Source organism: Chryseobacterium sp. A321 (assembly GCF_054489265.1).
In genome coordinates this window covers 564,199-578,987 of the sequence record NZ_JBTMWZ010000001.1, presented here as the reverse complement: position 1 = coordinate 578,987, position 14,789 = coordinate 564,199, and the positions used below count along the sequence as shown (strand labels likewise).

The following is a 14,789-nucleotide window of genomic DNA, read 5'->3' as shown; positions in this document are numbered from 1 at the left end:
AACAGATATGGAAAATTTAAGCACACAAGGATTTTCATTTGATTTACCGAAAGGAAATTCTTCTATCATAAAAGTAATTGGTGTCGGAGGGGGCGGAAACAATGCCTTAAAGCACATGTATGAAACAGGAATTCATGGGGTCGACTTTGTAATTTGCAACACAGATTCTCAAACTTTAGACAACAACCCTGTTGCGAACAAAGTACAATTAGGAATTTCAACAACAGAAGGACTTGGGGCAGGTGCAGATCCAGAAGTCGGAGAAAAATCTGCCATTGAGAGTATAGACGAAATTAAAGCTTCTTTAGGTCAAAATACCAAAATGGTATTTATTACCGCTGGAATGGGAGGTGGAACCGGGACGGGTGCCGCGCCTGTAATTGCAAAAGTAGCAAAAGAGATGGGCATTTTGACCATCGGAATCGTGACCGTACCGTTTAGTTTTGAAGGAAAGCGTCGTTTAGAACAAGCGGAAATCGGACTAGACAAATTGAGAAATAATGTGGATTCACTTATTGTGATCAACAACGATAAATTAAGACAGCAATTTGGAGATTTAGGCTTCAAGCAAGGTTTCGCGAAGGCCGATGAGGTCTTGACTAACGCTGCAAAAGGAATGGCGGAAGTTATCACGGGGTACTTTGATGTAAACATTGACTTTAGAGATGCGAAATCAGTCCTTCAAAATTCAGGTACAGCCTTAATGTCAACGGGTAGAGCTCAAGGGGACAACAAGGCAGAAGAAGCAGTGAAGATCGCCCTCGACTCACCTTTGCTTAATGACAATAAAATCACAGGAGCGAAAAATGTATTGCTACTGATTCGAAGTGGAGCGCAAGAAGTTACCATGGATGAAATCGGAGTAATTATGGATCACATTCAAAAAGAAGCAGGCCATACAGCCGATATTATCTTTGGAGTCGGAACGGATGAAGAATTAGGTGATTCTGTCAGTGTTCTTGTCATCGCGACGGGATTTGCGAAGGACAATAGAAAGTACGATGGACCAACAGAAACCATTAAAATTGCTTTGGATGATCCTCGAAGAGAAATGATTTCCAAGGAATCTCCGTTTAAAACGAAGGCAGAAAGAGACTCAGCTCCTGAGCCTACGAAAAAAAATCTTTTTCGATTAGACGATGAGGAGGATCCTGGCATTCAGTTTCGTGCAGTAACTCCAGGCAACAGACCTCAAAGTGCTGCCCCTATTCCTAAAATGGAAACAGAGGTTCAGATTGACACCTTTTCAGAAAACCCTTACGAATCCGAAGGATTTCAATTTGGGGATGAGTCAGAAGAATCAGAGCAAAGAGAATTAGATCTTTTTAGTTATAGTGGAATGGAGAATGATCTTGAACCGGAATCTTTCAGCTTTGAGGTTGAAGAACCGATTGAAAAGAAAGCGCCTGTTCAAGCGGAAAAGAAATCCTTCGAATTTGAGCCTGAAATAGAGGAAAAAGAAGAGATTGCTTTTCAAGTCGAATCCAAAGTACAGCCTGAAGAAAAACGAGAAGTCGAACCTGAGCAAAAGCAAACACAGCCTGCGAAAGAGCTAGAGGAGAAAAAAGTAGAAACGAGTTCAAGCGAAGAGTTTACTTTTATTGCGAAGCCAACCAATATGGAAAAGGTGAACGAAAGAAGAAATAAACTTAAAGAATTCAATTCTCGTTACCAAAACATTACGGAGAACGATGATTTTGAAACGATCCCAGCCTTTAGAAGAAAAAACATCTCCATTGGTGAGCAGAATGCTTCGGATCAAACGATCAGTACGTTTCTCTCCGAAAACGAAGGAAGGACTCAGCTAAAAGAAAACCGTTTTTTAAATAAAGACGTGGATTAAAAGGCAGGTTGTTTTTACCTTCTATAAATTTTAACCAAAAACAAAAACAATGAGTTTAGAACTTGTCATTAATGAGGCGATTAAAGCCGCAATGAAAGATAAAGATAAAGTTGCACTCGATTCTTTACGCGCAGTGAAAGCACAAATCATGCTTTTGAAAACCGAAGCAAAAGGAGCAGAGGTGAGTAGTGAGCAGGAAATTGCAATTCTTCAGCGAATGATTAAGCAACGTAAAGATTCGTTTGAGCAATTTACAGCACAAAACCGCAAGGATTTGGCTGAAGTAGAAGAAGCACAGATGAAAGTGATCGAAGCCTTTTTACCAGAGCAACTTTCTGAAGCAGATTTAGAAGTTGCCATCCGCGCTATTATTGTGGAAGTTGGGGCAGAATCTATAAAAGATCTAGGGAAAGTAATGGGCAAAGCCTCTACGGACCTAGCTGGGCAATCGGACGGGAAAAGTATTTCCCAGATGGCCAAAAAGTTACTTTCGTAGTAGCTGTACGCAGAAAGGCGTACCCATAAGTAGGATATTCAACCTTTGCATATCGATTTGATTTGAAGTCTCGGACCTTTGGTTCGAGGCTTTTTTGTTTGGACAATTTGTCCAGTTTGCAGAATTGGAATAGTTTTGATGACTTTTAGAGTAACAAAAACTAAATAATATTCTTTAACTTTGAATAGAATTTTTAATTATAAATAATATCGATATGTATCCAGAAGAATTAGTAATGCCGATGAAGGCTGAACTTACTGATAGAGGTTTTCAGGACCTTACAACAGCAGAGCAAGTAACTGAGGCCCTTAAGAAAGAAGGAACGACGCTTGTCATGGTGAACTCCGTATGTGGTTGTGCTGCAGGAGCAGCAAGGCCAGGGGTTGTAAACTCTCTTACAGGAGAGAAAAAACCAGATCAATTGGTGACTGTGTTTGCGGGATTTGATAATGACGCCGTGTCAGAAGCAAGAAGACATTTTGCGCCGTTTCCACCAAGTTCTCCAAGTGTTGCCCTTTTCAAAGACGGTGAACTTGTGCACATGTTAGAAAGACATCACATTGAAGGAAATCCTGCAGGAGCAATCGCTGCAAATCTTCAAGCAGCTTACGACGAGTACTGCTAGGAGATTAAATACCTAAGAAAAAAACGAAGCCGGCAAGATTAAATCTCGCCGGTTTTGTTTTGATCTAATTCGCCGAGTCTTTGCATTACGACGAGGGAAAATATTTTGCTTTTTTCAAGCCAGATTTGGTAAAAAGCTTTTGCATTCTGTGCCCACTCTTCCCTTGGCTCTGTCTTATTTTGAAGAAAGAAGAAGTGAGCCATCACTTCGAAATATCCAATCTGATGCGATTCAGGTTTGGTCTGTATTTCTGCCATTATCTCTTCGAAAGATTTTTCACCTAGCTCCTTTTTTGAACATTTAAAGACATTTCGAATTTGGGTGTCCAGGGCTAGTTCTTCTTCTTGTGGAACTCCTTCGTTGTTTCCTAGGAGTAGCCTGGCGAGCGCTTCGCTCAACTGCTGAACCATTCGTAGTATGTAATCTTTATCGTGTATCATAATTTTTAACCAAAGAATAAATAAGCAAGAGAAATCGCCGTAAGGATTCCAACTAAGTCGGCAAGAAGCATCGCTCCCACCGTATAGCGTACATTGCGGATTCCGACGGCACCATAATAAACCGCAATTACGTAAAATGTGGTATCTGAACTGCCTTGTAAGACACCTGCAAGTCGGGAAGCAAAACTATCCGGACCAAAAGTAGTCATGGTATCTACCATCATTCCACGAGCTCCTGATCCCGAAAGAGGTTTGATCAGTGCTGTAGGAAGTCCGTCAATAAAGCGAGTATCTAAGGAAGCGTAGTTTGCGACCCATTTCATTCCATCGATGATAATTTCAAAGACACCCGAAGTTCGAAGCAAAGAAATGGCAATTAACATCCCTACGAGGTAAGGAATAATCTTAACACAGGTCCAGAATCCATCTTTTGCACCCTCAATAAACGCATCGAAGATGTCGATCTTTTTGTAAAGTCCGCCCAGCACGATAGCAAAGAAAATGAAGAGAATTAAACCGTTGCTTAAGACGGCACTAAATACACCTAATTCATCCTTGTTCAGCTGCACCAAGTACACCACCAAAAGAGCAATTAAGGCCGAAATTCCCCCCACGTACATTAAGATAATGGGTTGGAACATGTTTATTTTTTGCTTGATGGAAACGATGGTCATAGCTGCCAAAGTGGCTGCAAAAGTCGCAATTAGGCAAGGTAGAAATATATCCGTAGGGGTCGCGGATCCCATGGAAGCACGAATCGCAATGATGGACACAGGAATAAGCGTAAGCCCACTCGCATGCAAACATAAAAACATGATTTGCGCATTGCTTGCTTTTTCTTTGGAGGGATTTAGGGTCTGTAAACTTTCCATCGCTTTAAGACCAAAGGGGGTCGCTGCATTGTCTAGCCCAAGAAGGTTTGCACTGAAATTTAACATCATATGACCAAAGGAAGGGTGGTTTTTAGGGATTTCAGGGAATAGCTTCGAGAAGAAAGGCTGTATTAATCGGGAGAGTAGATTAATTCCTCCTGCTTTCTCCGCAATGCTCATGAAGCCCATGAACAGTGTCATAATCCCAATGAGTCCAATACAAATGGTGACGGCCGTCTCCGAGGTGCCAATTACACCGTCTGTCTCTTGAATTCGGTATACTTGTACTTCTTGCGATTGGCTGTCGACTTTGTACCCAATATGATCCTTTTCATAGTTCTCATTGGAGGACAATTGATTTTGAATCTCTGGACTAAGCTGCTGTAAGGGCATACTAGAGATTTGCACAGTGTCACCGCCTTGGCCCACCACCATATCATTGTAAATCGCTTTGTAATTGGGTGAAAAAAGGTATTTAACGCTAGCCACGAGGATGGCAACGATAATGAAGGCGGACCAGATTTTACTTAAAACCATTTAGTATAGATTTGGTTGTTTTTAAAAATACATTCCCTACCAAGCCCGTGGCGAGGTCAATAGAGACTCACTAGATATTCTTACAAGATCCTAGCAATAGGATAGTGGCGATAAGTCGCTTCAAAGTAAGGGGAGTGTTCATAAATCCAGTTAAGCTGCATGGCTGCGCTTTTTTTCATCTCTGGGTTGATCTGTTTTTCCAATTCAAATGCAGTTTTTAAGGCTTTGTCTTCTTTGAGAAGTTGCGCTGCCGTATCTTCAAATACATAATCTGAGAAATGCTCTTTGCGCATTAAGATTCCATCAAAGAAATTCCAATTAAAAAAGCTATCCACCGCTTCGGGCTCCAAGGTTTCAAGTAGATACTTTACGCCCGGTTGCTGTGTGGAGATCAAGAAATCGCCTTTTTGAAAACGAATTTGTTTTGTGCTCGCTTTCGTTTGGGTATTGTAGTGGTTGTAATGACCCTCGTACGGGTTTTTGGAGGTTTGATAGTCGCTTATTTCGTAAAGCTGCGCCACGAACGTACTGTCTTTGTCTAAGGGAGTCATTTGAATTTTATTGCGCTCCAAGTGCTCAATTACATTCCACTGAGATTTTGGAATTAGATAATACCTTGGAATTTGAATGTCCTTTGTAGATCGATAGGCATTATAGAATTTGATGTTTTTCGTAAATGGCTTTGTTCGGTCATAAAAAAGTCTAGGCATTCCCGAAACTTCACTTTTTATTTTGCGAGCTTCATATCCTTTAAACTCAATGGATTCCACTTTCGTAGGATCGATTTCCCATCCAATCGTGTAGGAGGATCCTGGCGTATATTGCTTCAGGTTCTGAAGCCTTTTTTCTTTAATCTTTTTGTAATGCTTTTCCGTATAATCGATATAGGAACGCATATTTTCATAAGTTACTTTTACGCGATCTGTGTAGGGTTTTAGCATGTGGGTTTCAGGCACGGTTCCAATGGTATTGAAGAGCGTTGTATAGCCAGTCGCGTAGCGAGGCGTATCCATAAATTGTTCATACCCCTGTTCAGGCGTTCCATTCCAAACATTCACATAAGGTATGGGATCGATTCCCTTGGATCGAAGGTGATTTGCGATCTCACGGTTCATTTCTTGATGATAATAGGAACCTAGAACGGTCCCAAGACGCTCTTTATTCGTTGCAATGTAAGTAAGGGTGTATTGGTAATCTGCTCCGTTAGAAACGTGGTTGTCAATAAATACATCTGGATTTAATTCTTGGTAAATTTCCTGAAAGCTTCGTGCGTTTTTACTGTCGGCTTTAATGAAGTCGCGGTTTAAGTCAAAGTTGCGAGCATTCCCACGAAATCCGTACTCTTCAGGACCGTTTTGGTTTGCTCTTGAGTAGGATCCCCGATTTAACATCCCTCCTATATTGTAGGATGCCACAAACGCTAACAATACATTTTTTGGTGCTTCAATTCGCCCTTCTGCGAGATCACGAAGTAGCATCATCGAAGCATCAATGCCGTCTGGTTCTCCCGGGTGAATCCCATTGTTTACCAAAAGGATTGCTTTTTTTGTAGATTTTTTTGGATTGAAGTTTCGGTCTTTACTGAAGAACAGAACTTCTAAAGGATAGCCACTGTCTGTTTTCCCATATTCTTTTTGAAGAATGGTGGAGTGATTTTTATCCAGTTTTTGGTAGAAATCACGCATTTCTTCATAAGTAGGGGACTGATTGCCATTGCCTTTTTCGAAGGGAGTAAGCTGGTTTTGCGCTACACACCAAGTACTCAGGACGCAAAGAAAGATTGAAAATTTCATAAAATGATAAGCCAATTTAGTAGAGTAAGTACGCTCGTTGAGGAAATTTACTTGGAAACGGTTTGTTCGTACGTAGGTCCGTAAAGTCCTGGAACGGGATGTCCAAGGGTGCGCAAATGGGCAACCATCTCCCCTCTATGGTGATAAAGGTGACTAAAGAGCATGCCACGAATCGTTCCAATTTTAGGGGACTCCGGGATTAACACGGTTTCACCATGGACCAATTTCCAAGGTTGAAGATAGGTCTGTTCATCCCAATTCTCAATGGCTAAGTTCGCTTTTGCTATTTGAGTATCTAGTGCTGAGCGTAGCTCGTCAATAGTAGCGTGGGTTCCCACGGGTTTTTCTATTTGAGAAATGTCAATGGAGTTCGAGTTGAAAACACCCTCGTACCAGCTGTAGATGCTAATGATATGAGAAGCAAGATCTCGCAGGGACCAAAGTTGAGGTTGTGCGCGATGCTCTAAGGCGCTTTCAGGCAGCGCGTTAAACAGTTCTTTGGTGCTATTGGCCTCATGCGAAAACTCACGAAGAAGGCCTGTTTTAAGGTTGTACATGGTATATTGCTAAAATTAAAGTGAAGTAAAGGTAAAAATTATTCAGCAAGGTACACCAGTTCGTCCGTAGTTTCTTGCGTTAGCGAGGTAAGAACTTGCGCCGATTTTGTTTTTTCAAGCAATTTTTCAACGAAAAATCCAGTTTCAAAAAATTGTCGATGAATTCCCGGAAGCATTTGTTCAAACAAGTGGAGCCCCACATGATTGTTATGGAGATCCATTTTGGTTTCAAGCGGATGGTTGGGGAAAAGATCCTCATGCATATCTGTAAATACCTTGGCATACCTGAGTGCCTTTTTACTAGAGGAAATCTTAGAGCAGTACATGGCAATAAGACACGTCCATAGGGCATGTCGAAATGCGTTGCCTACACCACTGGTTGAATTGGTTTTCGGGAAGAGTCGTTTTGTGATTGCAAACGTACGTAGCGTTGCATAGAATCCTAAAATGGAATAATGAGGGTAGCGAAGCCCAAGGCTAAACATGCGGACTAACTTCTTTAGGGAGAGACTTTTTATCGCACCGAATAAAATTATAATCGCACTTCTCATAAAATAAATCTCACCTGTGAAGGTGAGATTTTTGTATTAGTAGGTTGTTGAATTAAGCGTGTGTTAGCAAAGATAAGGTCTGTGCTATTTTGTTTTTTGCATCGTTTCGTTTCACGATGAAATCAACAAATCCCTTTTCTAGTAGAAACTCGGAGGTTTGGAATCCTTCTGGAAGGTCCTTTCCAATGGTTTCGCGGATGACACGAGGTCCAGCAAATCCAATTAGTGCTCCCGGTTCTGCCATAATGATGTCCGCAGTCATAGCGAACGAAGCTGTAATTCCTCCAAAAGTAGGGTCGCAGAGATAGGCGATATAAGGAAGTCCATGTTCTGAGAGTTGAGATAGTTTGGCTTGAACTTTAGCAAGCTGCATTAATGAAAATGCCGCTTCTTGCATTCTCGCACCTCCAGATTGGCAGATAATCATATAAGGCAATTTATGCTCTATACTGTAATCAATTGCCCGGCGAATCTTTTCTCCCATTGCAGATCCAAGTGAACCTCCGATAAAAGCAAAGTCCATACAGGAGATAACCATTTCTGAACCGTTTACCTTACCCACTGCATTGCGAATCGAATCTGTAAGTTTCGTTTTCGCTTTTACTTCTTTAAGACGGTCGGTGTAGGATTTTGTATCCTTAAAGTCAAGCATGTCCACACTTTCCACATCGGGATTCAATTCCTTGAATTTGTTGTGGTCAAAAAACATTTCAAAAAACTCTTCACTTCCTATTCGGACGTGAAATCCATCCTCAGGAGAAACATAGTTGTTTCTCTTCAATTCATCGTGTTCCACGATTTTACCAGACGGTGTTTTGTGCCAAAGACCTTTTGGAACGTCTTTTTTATCTTCGGTCGACGTTGTAATGTTTTTTGTTTTTCTCTTGAACCAGTCAAATGCCATGTTCGATAATATTTAATGCACAAAAGTAGTCAATAATTCTAAAATGACCTTACACCTTATTAGAATAAATACTTTGGTTTATTTTAATGTGTTTACGTTGTTTAGGTCTTCAAAAGCACGAACCAAACGTTTTGAGAACGTTTCTTCTCCTTTTCTTACCCATCCTCTTGGATCGTAGAATTTCTTATTCGGTTTGTCGGCTCCTTCTGGATTTCCGATTTGGGATCTTAAAAACTCTACATTGTCAACCATATAATCACGAATTCCTTCGGAATAAGCAAATTGAAGGTCCGTGTCAATATTCATTTTGATCACTCCGTAATCAATCGCTTCTCTAATTTCTTCTAAAGAAGATCCAGATCCACCATGGAATACGAAGTTTACTGGTTTTTTAGAGGTAGAAAATTTCTCCTCCACAAATTTTTGAGAGTTGTCAAGGATTTTTGGAGTTAATTTAACATTCCCAGGTTTGTATACTCCGTGTACATTCCCAAAGGCTGCAGCAACGGTAAAGTTATTAGAAATTGCTTTTAGTCTTTCATAAGCATAAGCAACTTCTTCAGGTTGGGTATAAAGTTTAGATGAATCTACTCCGGAATTGTCTACTCCGTCTTCTTCTCCGCCGGTTACGCCAAGTTCAATTTCCAAAGTCATATCCATTTTCGCCATTCTTTCGAAATACTTAGCAGAAATGTCAATGTTCTCCTCGATAGGCTCTTCCGATAAGTCTAACATGTGGGAAGAGTAGAGGGATTTCCCATATAATTTGTAGAACTCCTCGCTCGCATCCAAGAGTCCGTCGATCCATGGAAGTAATTTCTTGGCACAGTGGTCTGTATGTAAGATTACGGTAGCACCGTAAGCTTCCGCTAACGTATGGATATGTTTTGCCCCAGCAATTCCACCAAGGATTGCTGCCTTTTGAGCGTCATTGCTTAGTCCTTTTCCAGCGTTGAAGGCAGCCCCTCCGTTGGAGAATTGAATAATTACAGGAGAGTTCAACTTTGCAGCGGTCTCCATCGTAGCGTTCACGTTGCTCGAACCAATTACGTTTACGGCCGGCAAAGCAAATCTATTTTCTTTCGCGTATTGAAAAATATCGGTAACCATCTGTCCGGTTGCGACTCCTGCAGGAAACTGTCTACTCATTTGTTGTAGTTTTAAGGTTGAAAAATGGAATAATTAATCTTGTAAAGTTAATAATTTTTGTTGGATCGTCGAATTAATTTCTTTTGTCTTTGCCCCACAGTAGCTTTTGACGAATCGTTTCGTAGAAACTTAAGTTGGTAGGTTGAACAAGTGAAATTTTAAAATCCGCTTTTCGTATGATTAGCTCCGTGTCTGTGTCAATATGTATTAATCGAGAATCTAGGGACAAAGAGTATTGGGGGACGCGACTTTCTACTTTAAGCCTAAACTGGGCATCGTCTTTGACAATAAGAGGCCTTACATTCAGGTTGTGTGGTGCGATGGGTGTGATAACGAAGTTGTCATTTTCGGGTGCTATGATAGGGCCTCCACAACTTAAAGAGTACGCAGTCGATCCAGTGGGTGTAGAAATGATTACTCCGTCACCCCAGAAAACATTTAGAAACTCATCGTCAATAAAGGAATCGATTGTAATCATCGAGGTGGTCTCCTTTCTGGAAATGACAATGTCGTTTAAGGCAAATGGGAAGAATTCATCCGAATTGGGACAAACCACCTCGATTACGGAACGCCTTGAAATTTTATAACTGCCTTTTAGAATCGCATCCAGTTCTTTAAATACTTCCTCTTTTGTAAAACTGGCTAAGAATCCGAGTCGACCCGTATTCACTCCGACAACCGGGATTTCCAAATCCTGCACAAATAGTAAGGAGCTTACAAGCGTACCGTCCCCTCCAAAGGTGAAAAACAAATCGACCTTTCGGTCACTAAGGTCTTCCTTGCTATGGAAAGTGTCGAAATCTTTTGAAAACTGCATGGCCTCGGCCATTCCATGATATAAAACGGTGCCCACTCCTCGTTTGTCTAATTCAGAAATGAACTTGCTTAAGTACAGGAACGTATCGAGATCATTTTTTTGTGTGTAAATAGCTGCTTTCATCGATTAAACCTCTAAGTATTTTTGGAAAAAGCCAAAACGATCTTTGATGAGTTTGTCTTTCTGATCATCGTATTGTTTATGAATCACGGTGTAGCCATAGCGCTCAAAGGTTTCATCAATCGAGCTAAGCGTATCGCTTTTGATTTTCATGGTGATTTGCACCCCGTCCTCGAGGATAGCACTTACATAAAGGCCGTAAAGTTTCGAATTGTTTCCTTCCACGATTGTGGTGATCTCGGAAAAGGAATAATGGACCGTATTGGTCTGTACAATGAGAATGGCTCCGCTTTCGGAAAACAGCGGGTATTTTGAAAATTCATTAAACAAGTCATCACTTGAAATGTACCCCAAATACTTCTCGTTTTTTCCAATTACAGGAACAATGTTTGAATTAAAGATATAAAAGAGCTTTACGGTGTCTAAGATGCTGCCGTCATCATAGATCGCAAATTTTTCGAAGTGGAGATCTAATGAAGCAATCTTACCCTCAGGGCTTTCTTCCAGAAAGCTTTGACTTAATGCACCCACATAAACACCCCGGTCTTTAATGAATATATGAGAATGACCAAATTCCCGGGCGATCTCGCAGGCAGATTCAATAGAATCGTTCTTTGTAAAAGCGGGATAGTCCTTGGAAATGTATTCTTTTATAAACATTAGGCTAATTTAGGAAAAATATAAAAAGGGACCGTATTTTCAGACGGGATTTTGAGGCTCGAAAATTCTTCTTGGTTTGCATTGTAAAAAAGAGTTATCTTTGCGGTCTTTCATTTTTACTTTTTATTAGATTTATTGAACCGCCCTGTCCGTAAGGATCTTGCGGTTTTTTTTTGTGTTGTTTTTTCAGGTTTCTGCTCTTTTCTTACAATTCAACGCTCGTTTTGGGAGCCCTGTTGAATTGTTATTGCAGTTTTTTGAAAAATTCCCAAAGGATAATTCCGCCACAAATCGAAACATTGAGAGAATGCTTGGTTCCATACTGAGGGATTTCTAAAAAATGATCGTAAAGGGAAAGCGATTCTTCGCTTAATCCATCGACTTCATTGCCTAAAACAACCGCGTACGCCGTATTCTTCTTGATGGCAAAAGATTCCAAATTCTCACTGTGGGTTGTTTGTTCGATACCTATGCAGGTATAGCCTTTGCTTTTAAGGTCTTGCAATGCCTCAGAGATCGACGCAGCGTGTTCCCAGTCCACACTTTCAGTCGCCCCTAGAGCTGCTTTTTGTATTTCTCGATGCGGAGGTGTTGGGGTAATCCCACATAGAATAATTTTCTCGACAATAAATGCGTCCGCTGTTCGAAAAATAGATCCCACATTGTGCATGCTTCGTACATTGTCGAGCACCACGACCAAAGGAATTTTTTCTTTTTTCTTGAACGTCTCAACGTCAATTCGATTTAGCTCCTCTAGTTTGAGTTTTTTTGTGGATGACATTTTTGTATTTTTGACAAAATTAACAAAAACAACGGGTCCTAGCGACCGATGCATATAAAAAAACATGGCGAAGGAAAAGAAGCTCACCCCCTTAATGAGCCAATACAATGGGATCAAGGCGCGATACCCCGATGCTCTACTGCTTTTTAGGGTTGGTGATTTTTACGAAACCTTTGGAGAAGACGCGGTAAAAGCCTCTAAAATTTTAGGGATCGTTCTTACCAAGAGAAACAATGGCGATTCGCGAACCGAGCTTGCCGGCTTTCCTCATCACTCCATTGACACTTACCTTCCAAAATTGGTTCGAAGTGGACTTCGAGTGGCGATTTGTGACCAATTGGAGGACCCAAAATCGGTAAAAGGCATCGTTAAGAGAGGGGTGACGGAACTCGTGACACCGGGGGTTACGTTTAACGATCAAGTTTTGAACTCCAAGCGGAACAATTACCTTATGTCTATGCACCGAGTAAAAGACCAGTTTGGGTATGCACTTGTGGATATATCAACGGGTGAGTTCTTTATTGGAGAAGGGAAACTTGAGGAGCTAACCCATGTAGTAGATACATTCGATCCCAGCGAAATTATATTTCAAAGACTTAAGGAGCTTCCTGGCAATCTTTCGAGCAAGAATACATTTAAACTTGAGGACTGGGCATTTCAACTACCGTATGCTAGAGAAAAGTTAGCTTCCCATTTTAAAACCCAATCTCTTAAAGGGTTTGGTGTGGACCATCTAGAGATGGGAATTGTCGCTGCTGGTGCGATTTTCGCGTACCTTGTGGAGGATACACATCATTCACTCTTATCGCACATAACTACGCTTCAGAGCATCCCGCAAAATCATTACTTGGTCCTTGATAATTTCACCCTTCGAAATTTGGAAGTCGTAAATCCAAGCCAAAGAGAGGGAAAAAGTCTGTTAGAAATTATTGACCATACCGTCACCCCGATGGGGGGTCGTTTATTAAGACGTCAAATTATTTTGCCGCTACTCGATTTAAAGGCAATTAATCGCCGACTCTCGTTAATTGAGTTTTTTAATGAGAAGGAAACCCTTAAGTTTGACATTCTAGACGATTTGAAAACCATTTCCGATTTAGACCGGCTTTTAGGAAAATTGGCTTCCGGAAAGATTCTACCTAAAGAATTAGGCAATCTAAGTCAAAGCTTAAAGTGCATAGAGCTCATCGATCAAAAACTCAGTGAATTTAAAGAAGCTAAGGATCTACTAAATCCTCTGCATAACCTTAGCGAATTAATCGAGTACCTAGATTCTCATCTATATGAGGAATTGCCTGTGAGTCTTTCCAAGGGACATGTGATTAAGACGGGTGTCTCTAGTGAACTTGATCAACTTCGAGGCCTGCAAAGCAAAGGCAAAGGATTTCTGGATGAAATGTGCGCCCGTGAAATTGAAAGAACCGGAATCAGTTCCTTAAAAATTGATTTCAATAATGTTTTTGGCTATTACATTGAAGTGAGAAACATGCACAAAGACAAGGTGCCCAGCGAATGGGTTCGAAAGCAAACCTTGGTGAACGCAGAGCGGTTTATTACAGAAGAGTTAAAAGAGTATGAAACCCAGATTTTAGGGGCCCAAGATAAAATCTCTCAGTTAGAATTTGAACTTTATAGCGAAGTTTGTCAGCATGTCATGCAGTATATTATAGGGATTCAAGCCAACTCTCAAATCATTGCACGAATTGATGTGGGAATTGGACTTTCCGAGCTTGCGAGCGCTGAGAATTATACGCGACCGGTATTAAATGATTCGTTTTCGATTGATTTAAAGGAGGCGCGACATCCTATCATTGAAAAGGTCCTTCCACTGGGCGAAAAATACATTCCAAACGATTTGTATTTAGACAGGGAAACCCAGCAGATTATGATGGTAACCGGACCCAATATGGCCGGTAAATCTGCGATCCTTCGCCAAACAGCCCTGGTATGTTTGCTTGCACAAATTGGAAGTTTTGTTCCTGCGAAGCATGCAGAAATTGGAATACTAGACCGCATATTCACTCGCGTGGGAGCTTCAGATAATATTTCGGCCGGCGAATCTACGTTCATGGTTGAAATGAACGAGGCGGCTAGTATATTGAATAATAGGACCGAAAGGAGTCTGATTTTATTGGATGAAATCGGACGGGGAACCTCTACTTACGACGGGGTTTCAATCGCTTGGGCCATTGCTGAATTTCTTCATGAGGATAAAACAAAGGCCAAAACCCTTTTCGCTACGCACTATCATGAATTAAACGAGATGAGCAGTTCTTTTGCAAGAATTCAGAATTACCATGTTTCCATTCAGGAAAACAAAGGAAGTATTGTTTTCTTACGCAAGCTGCTTCGGGGAGGTAGTGAGCATAGTTTCGGGATTCATGTGGCCAAATTAGCAGGGATGCCCTCTCCTGTGATTCATCGCGCAAATGAAATTTTAAAAACACTTGAGAGCCGAAGAGCCACACCTGAAAAGAAAGGAAGGAAAGATCAAAAGGAAGATATGCAATTGTCGTTCTTCCAGTTGGACGATCCCGTTCTTGAAAACATTCGCGAAGAACTTACCAAGATTAACATTGATGAGTTAACTCCGATCGAAGCTCTAATGAAATTGAATTCGATTAAAAAAATGATTGGGAAGTAG

General features: G+C 41.0%; 14 protein-coding genes. 4 read left to right on the top strand and 10 right to left on the bottom strand.

Annotation, left to right across the window (positions count from 1 at the left end; all coding sequences use genetic code 11):
* Positions 1 to 7 precede the first annotated feature (7 nt).
* From ftsZ to ACX3PZ_RS02765, 3 genes are all read left to right on the top strand, one after another.
* On the top strand, positions 8 to 1,843 hold the full coding sequence (ftsZ, locus tag ACX3PZ_RS02775) for a cell division protein FtsZ (protein ID WP_459082896.1): 1,836 nt from the start codon (positions 8 to 10) through the stop codon (positions 1,841 to 1,843).
* A gap of 49 nt (positions 1,844 to 1,892) precedes the next feature.
* Complete coding sequence (locus ACX3PZ_RS02770; RefSeq protein ID WP_459082894.1) at positions 1,893 to 2,339, top strand: GatB/YqeY domain-containing protein; 447 nt, start codon at positions 1,893 to 1,895, stop codon at positions 2,337 to 2,339.
* A 214-nt stretch (positions 2,340 to 2,553) separates the two neighbouring features.
* The gene (locus ACX3PZ_RS02765) at positions 2,554 to 2,964 is read left to right on the top strand and encodes a BrxA/BrxB family bacilliredoxin (RefSeq protein WP_459082892.1); all 411 of its coding nucleotides are present in this window, start codon (positions 2,554 to 2,556) and stop codon (positions 2,962 to 2,964) included.
* 38 nt (positions 2,965 to 3,002) lie between these two features.
* Here ACX3PZ_RS02765 and ACX3PZ_RS02760 read toward each other — a convergent pair whose 3' ends face one another.
* The 10 genes from ACX3PZ_RS02760 to ACX3PZ_RS02715 all read right to left on the bottom strand — a co-directional run bounded on the left by ACX3PZ_RS02760 (position 3,003) and on the right by ACX3PZ_RS02715 (position 12,145).
* Positions 3,003 to 3,404: a hypothetical protein gene (locus ACX3PZ_RS02760; RefSeq protein ID WP_459111947.1), complete on the bottom strand. Its 402-nt coding sequence runs from the start codon at positions 3,402 to 3,404 to the stop codon at positions 3,003 to 3,005.
* A 5-nt stretch (positions 3,405 to 3,409) separates the two neighbouring features.
* Positions 3,410 to 4,813 carry a nucleoside recognition domain-containing protein gene (locus ACX3PZ_RS02755; protein WP_459082888.1) on the bottom strand — a complete coding sequence of 468 codons (1,404 nt, stop codon included), beginning with the start codon at positions 4,811 to 4,813 and terminating at the stop codon, positions 3,410 to 3,412.
* Between the two features lie 80 nt (positions 4,814 to 4,893).
* The gene (locus ACX3PZ_RS02750) at positions 4,894 to 6,606 is read right to left on the bottom strand and encodes a M14 family metallopeptidase (protein WP_459082886.1); all 1,713 of its coding nucleotides are present in this window, start codon (positions 6,604 to 6,606) and stop codon (positions 4,894 to 4,896) included.
* Positions 6,607 to 6,653: 47 nt separating this feature from the next.
* Complete coding sequence (locus tag ACX3PZ_RS02745; RefSeq protein WP_459111946.1) at positions 6,654 to 7,163, bottom strand: DinB family protein; 510 nt, start codon at positions 7,161 to 7,163, stop codon at positions 6,654 to 6,656.
* 38 nt (positions 7,164 to 7,201) lie between these two features.
* Positions 7,202 to 7,714, bottom strand: a complete 513-nt coding sequence (locus tag ACX3PZ_RS02740; RefSeq protein ID WP_459111945.1) for a DUF6973 domain-containing protein — start codon at positions 7,712 to 7,714, stop codon at positions 7,202 to 7,204.
* A 52-nt stretch (positions 7,715 to 7,766) separates the two neighbouring features.
* On the bottom strand, positions 7,767 to 8,618 hold the full coding sequence (accD, locus tag ACX3PZ_RS02735) for an acetyl-CoA carboxylase, carboxyltransferase subunit beta (protein WP_459082880.1): 852 nt from the start codon (positions 8,616 to 8,618) through the stop codon (positions 7,767 to 7,769).
* A 78-nt stretch (positions 8,619 to 8,696) separates the two neighbouring features.
* On the bottom strand, positions 8,697 to 9,767 hold the full coding sequence (fbaA, locus tag ACX3PZ_RS02730) for a class II fructose-bisphosphate aldolase (protein ID WP_459111944.1): 1,071 nt from the start codon (positions 9,765 to 9,767) through the stop codon (positions 8,697 to 8,699).
* A 73-nt stretch (positions 9,768 to 9,840) separates the two neighbouring features.
* Positions 9,841 to 10,707 (bottom strand): NAD kinase, encoded by an 867-nt coding sequence (locus ACX3PZ_RS02725; RefSeq protein WP_459082876.1) that lies wholly within the window; start codon positions 10,705 to 10,707, stop codon positions 9,841 to 9,843.
* A 3-nt stretch (positions 10,708 to 10,710) separates the two neighbouring features.
* Entirely contained in the window at positions 10,711 to 11,364 is a 654-nt protein-coding gene (locus ACX3PZ_RS02720) for a CBS domain-containing protein (protein ID WP_459082874.1), read from the bottom strand.
* 244 nt (positions 11,365 to 11,608) lie between these two features.
* The gene (locus ACX3PZ_RS02715; RefSeq protein ID WP_459082872.1) at positions 11,609 to 12,145 is read right to left on the bottom strand and encodes an RNA methyltransferase; all 537 of its coding nucleotides are present in this window, start codon (positions 12,143 to 12,145) and stop codon (positions 11,609 to 11,611) included.
* Between the two features lie 64 nt (positions 12,146 to 12,209).
* Here ACX3PZ_RS02715 and mutS point away from each other — a divergent pair, with 64 nt between their 5' ends.
* On the top strand, positions 12,210 to 14,789 hold the full coding sequence (gene mutS / locus ACX3PZ_RS02710) for a DNA mismatch repair protein MutS (protein ID WP_459111943.1): 2,580 nt from the start codon (positions 12,210 to 12,212) through the stop codon (positions 14,787 to 14,789).

Excerpts from the sequence above, each read along its gene's own strand:
- ACX3PZ_RS02720 (WP_459082874.1), bottom strand. The coding sequence starts at position 11,364 with ATGTTTATAAAAGAATACATTTCCAAGGACTATCCCGCTTTTACAAAG.
- ACX3PZ_RS02765 (WP_459082892.1), top strand. The coding sequence starts at position 2,554 with ATGTATCCAGAAGAATTAGTAATGCCGATGAAGGCTGAACTTACTGAT.
- ACX3PZ_RS02725 (WP_459082876.1), bottom strand. The coding sequence starts at position 10,707 with ATGAAAGCAGCTATTTACACACAAAAAAATGATCTCGATACGTTCCTG.
- ACX3PZ_RS02770 (WP_459082894.1), top strand. The coding sequence starts at position 1,893 with ATGAGTTTAGAACTTGTCATTAATGAGGCGATTAAAGCCGCAATGAAA.
- ACX3PZ_RS02755 (WP_459082888.1), bottom strand. The coding sequence starts at position 4,813 with ATGGTTTTAAGTAAAATCTGGTCCGCCTTCATTATCGTTGCCATCCTC.
- ACX3PZ_RS02750 (WP_459082886.1), bottom strand. The coding sequence starts at position 6,606 with ATGAAATTTTCAATCTTTCTTTGCGTCCTGAGTACTTGGTGTGTAGCG.
- ACX3PZ_RS02715 (WP_459082872.1), bottom strand. The coding sequence starts at position 12,145 with ATGTCATCCACAAAAAAACTCAAACTAGAGGAGCTAAATCGAATTGAC.
- ACX3PZ_RS02740 (WP_459111945.1), bottom strand. The coding sequence starts at position 7,714 with ATGAGAAGTGCGATTATAATTTTATTCGGTGCGATAAAAAGTCTCTCC.
- fbaA (WP_459111944.1), bottom strand. The coding sequence starts at position 9,767 with ATGAGTAGACAGTTTCCTGCAGGAGTCGCAACCGGACAGATGGTTACC.
- ftsZ (WP_459082896.1), top strand. The coding sequence starts at position 8 with ATGGAAAATTTAAGCACACAAGGATTTTCATTTGATTTACCGAAAGGA.
- ACX3PZ_RS02745 (WP_459111946.1), bottom strand. The coding sequence starts at position 7,163 with ATGTACAACCTTAAAACAGGCCTTCTTCGTGAGTTTTCGCATGAGGCC.
- mutS (WP_459111943.1), top strand. The coding sequence starts at position 12,210 with ATGGCGAAGGAAAAGAAGCTCACCCCCTTAATGAGCCAATACAATGGG.
- accD (WP_459082880.1), bottom strand. The coding sequence starts at position 8,618 with ATGGCATTTGACTGGTTCAAGAGAAAAACAAAAAACATTACAACGTCG.
- ACX3PZ_RS02760 (WP_459111947.1), bottom strand. The coding sequence starts at position 3,404 with ATGATACACGATAAAGATTACATACTACGAATGGTTCAGCAGTTGAGC.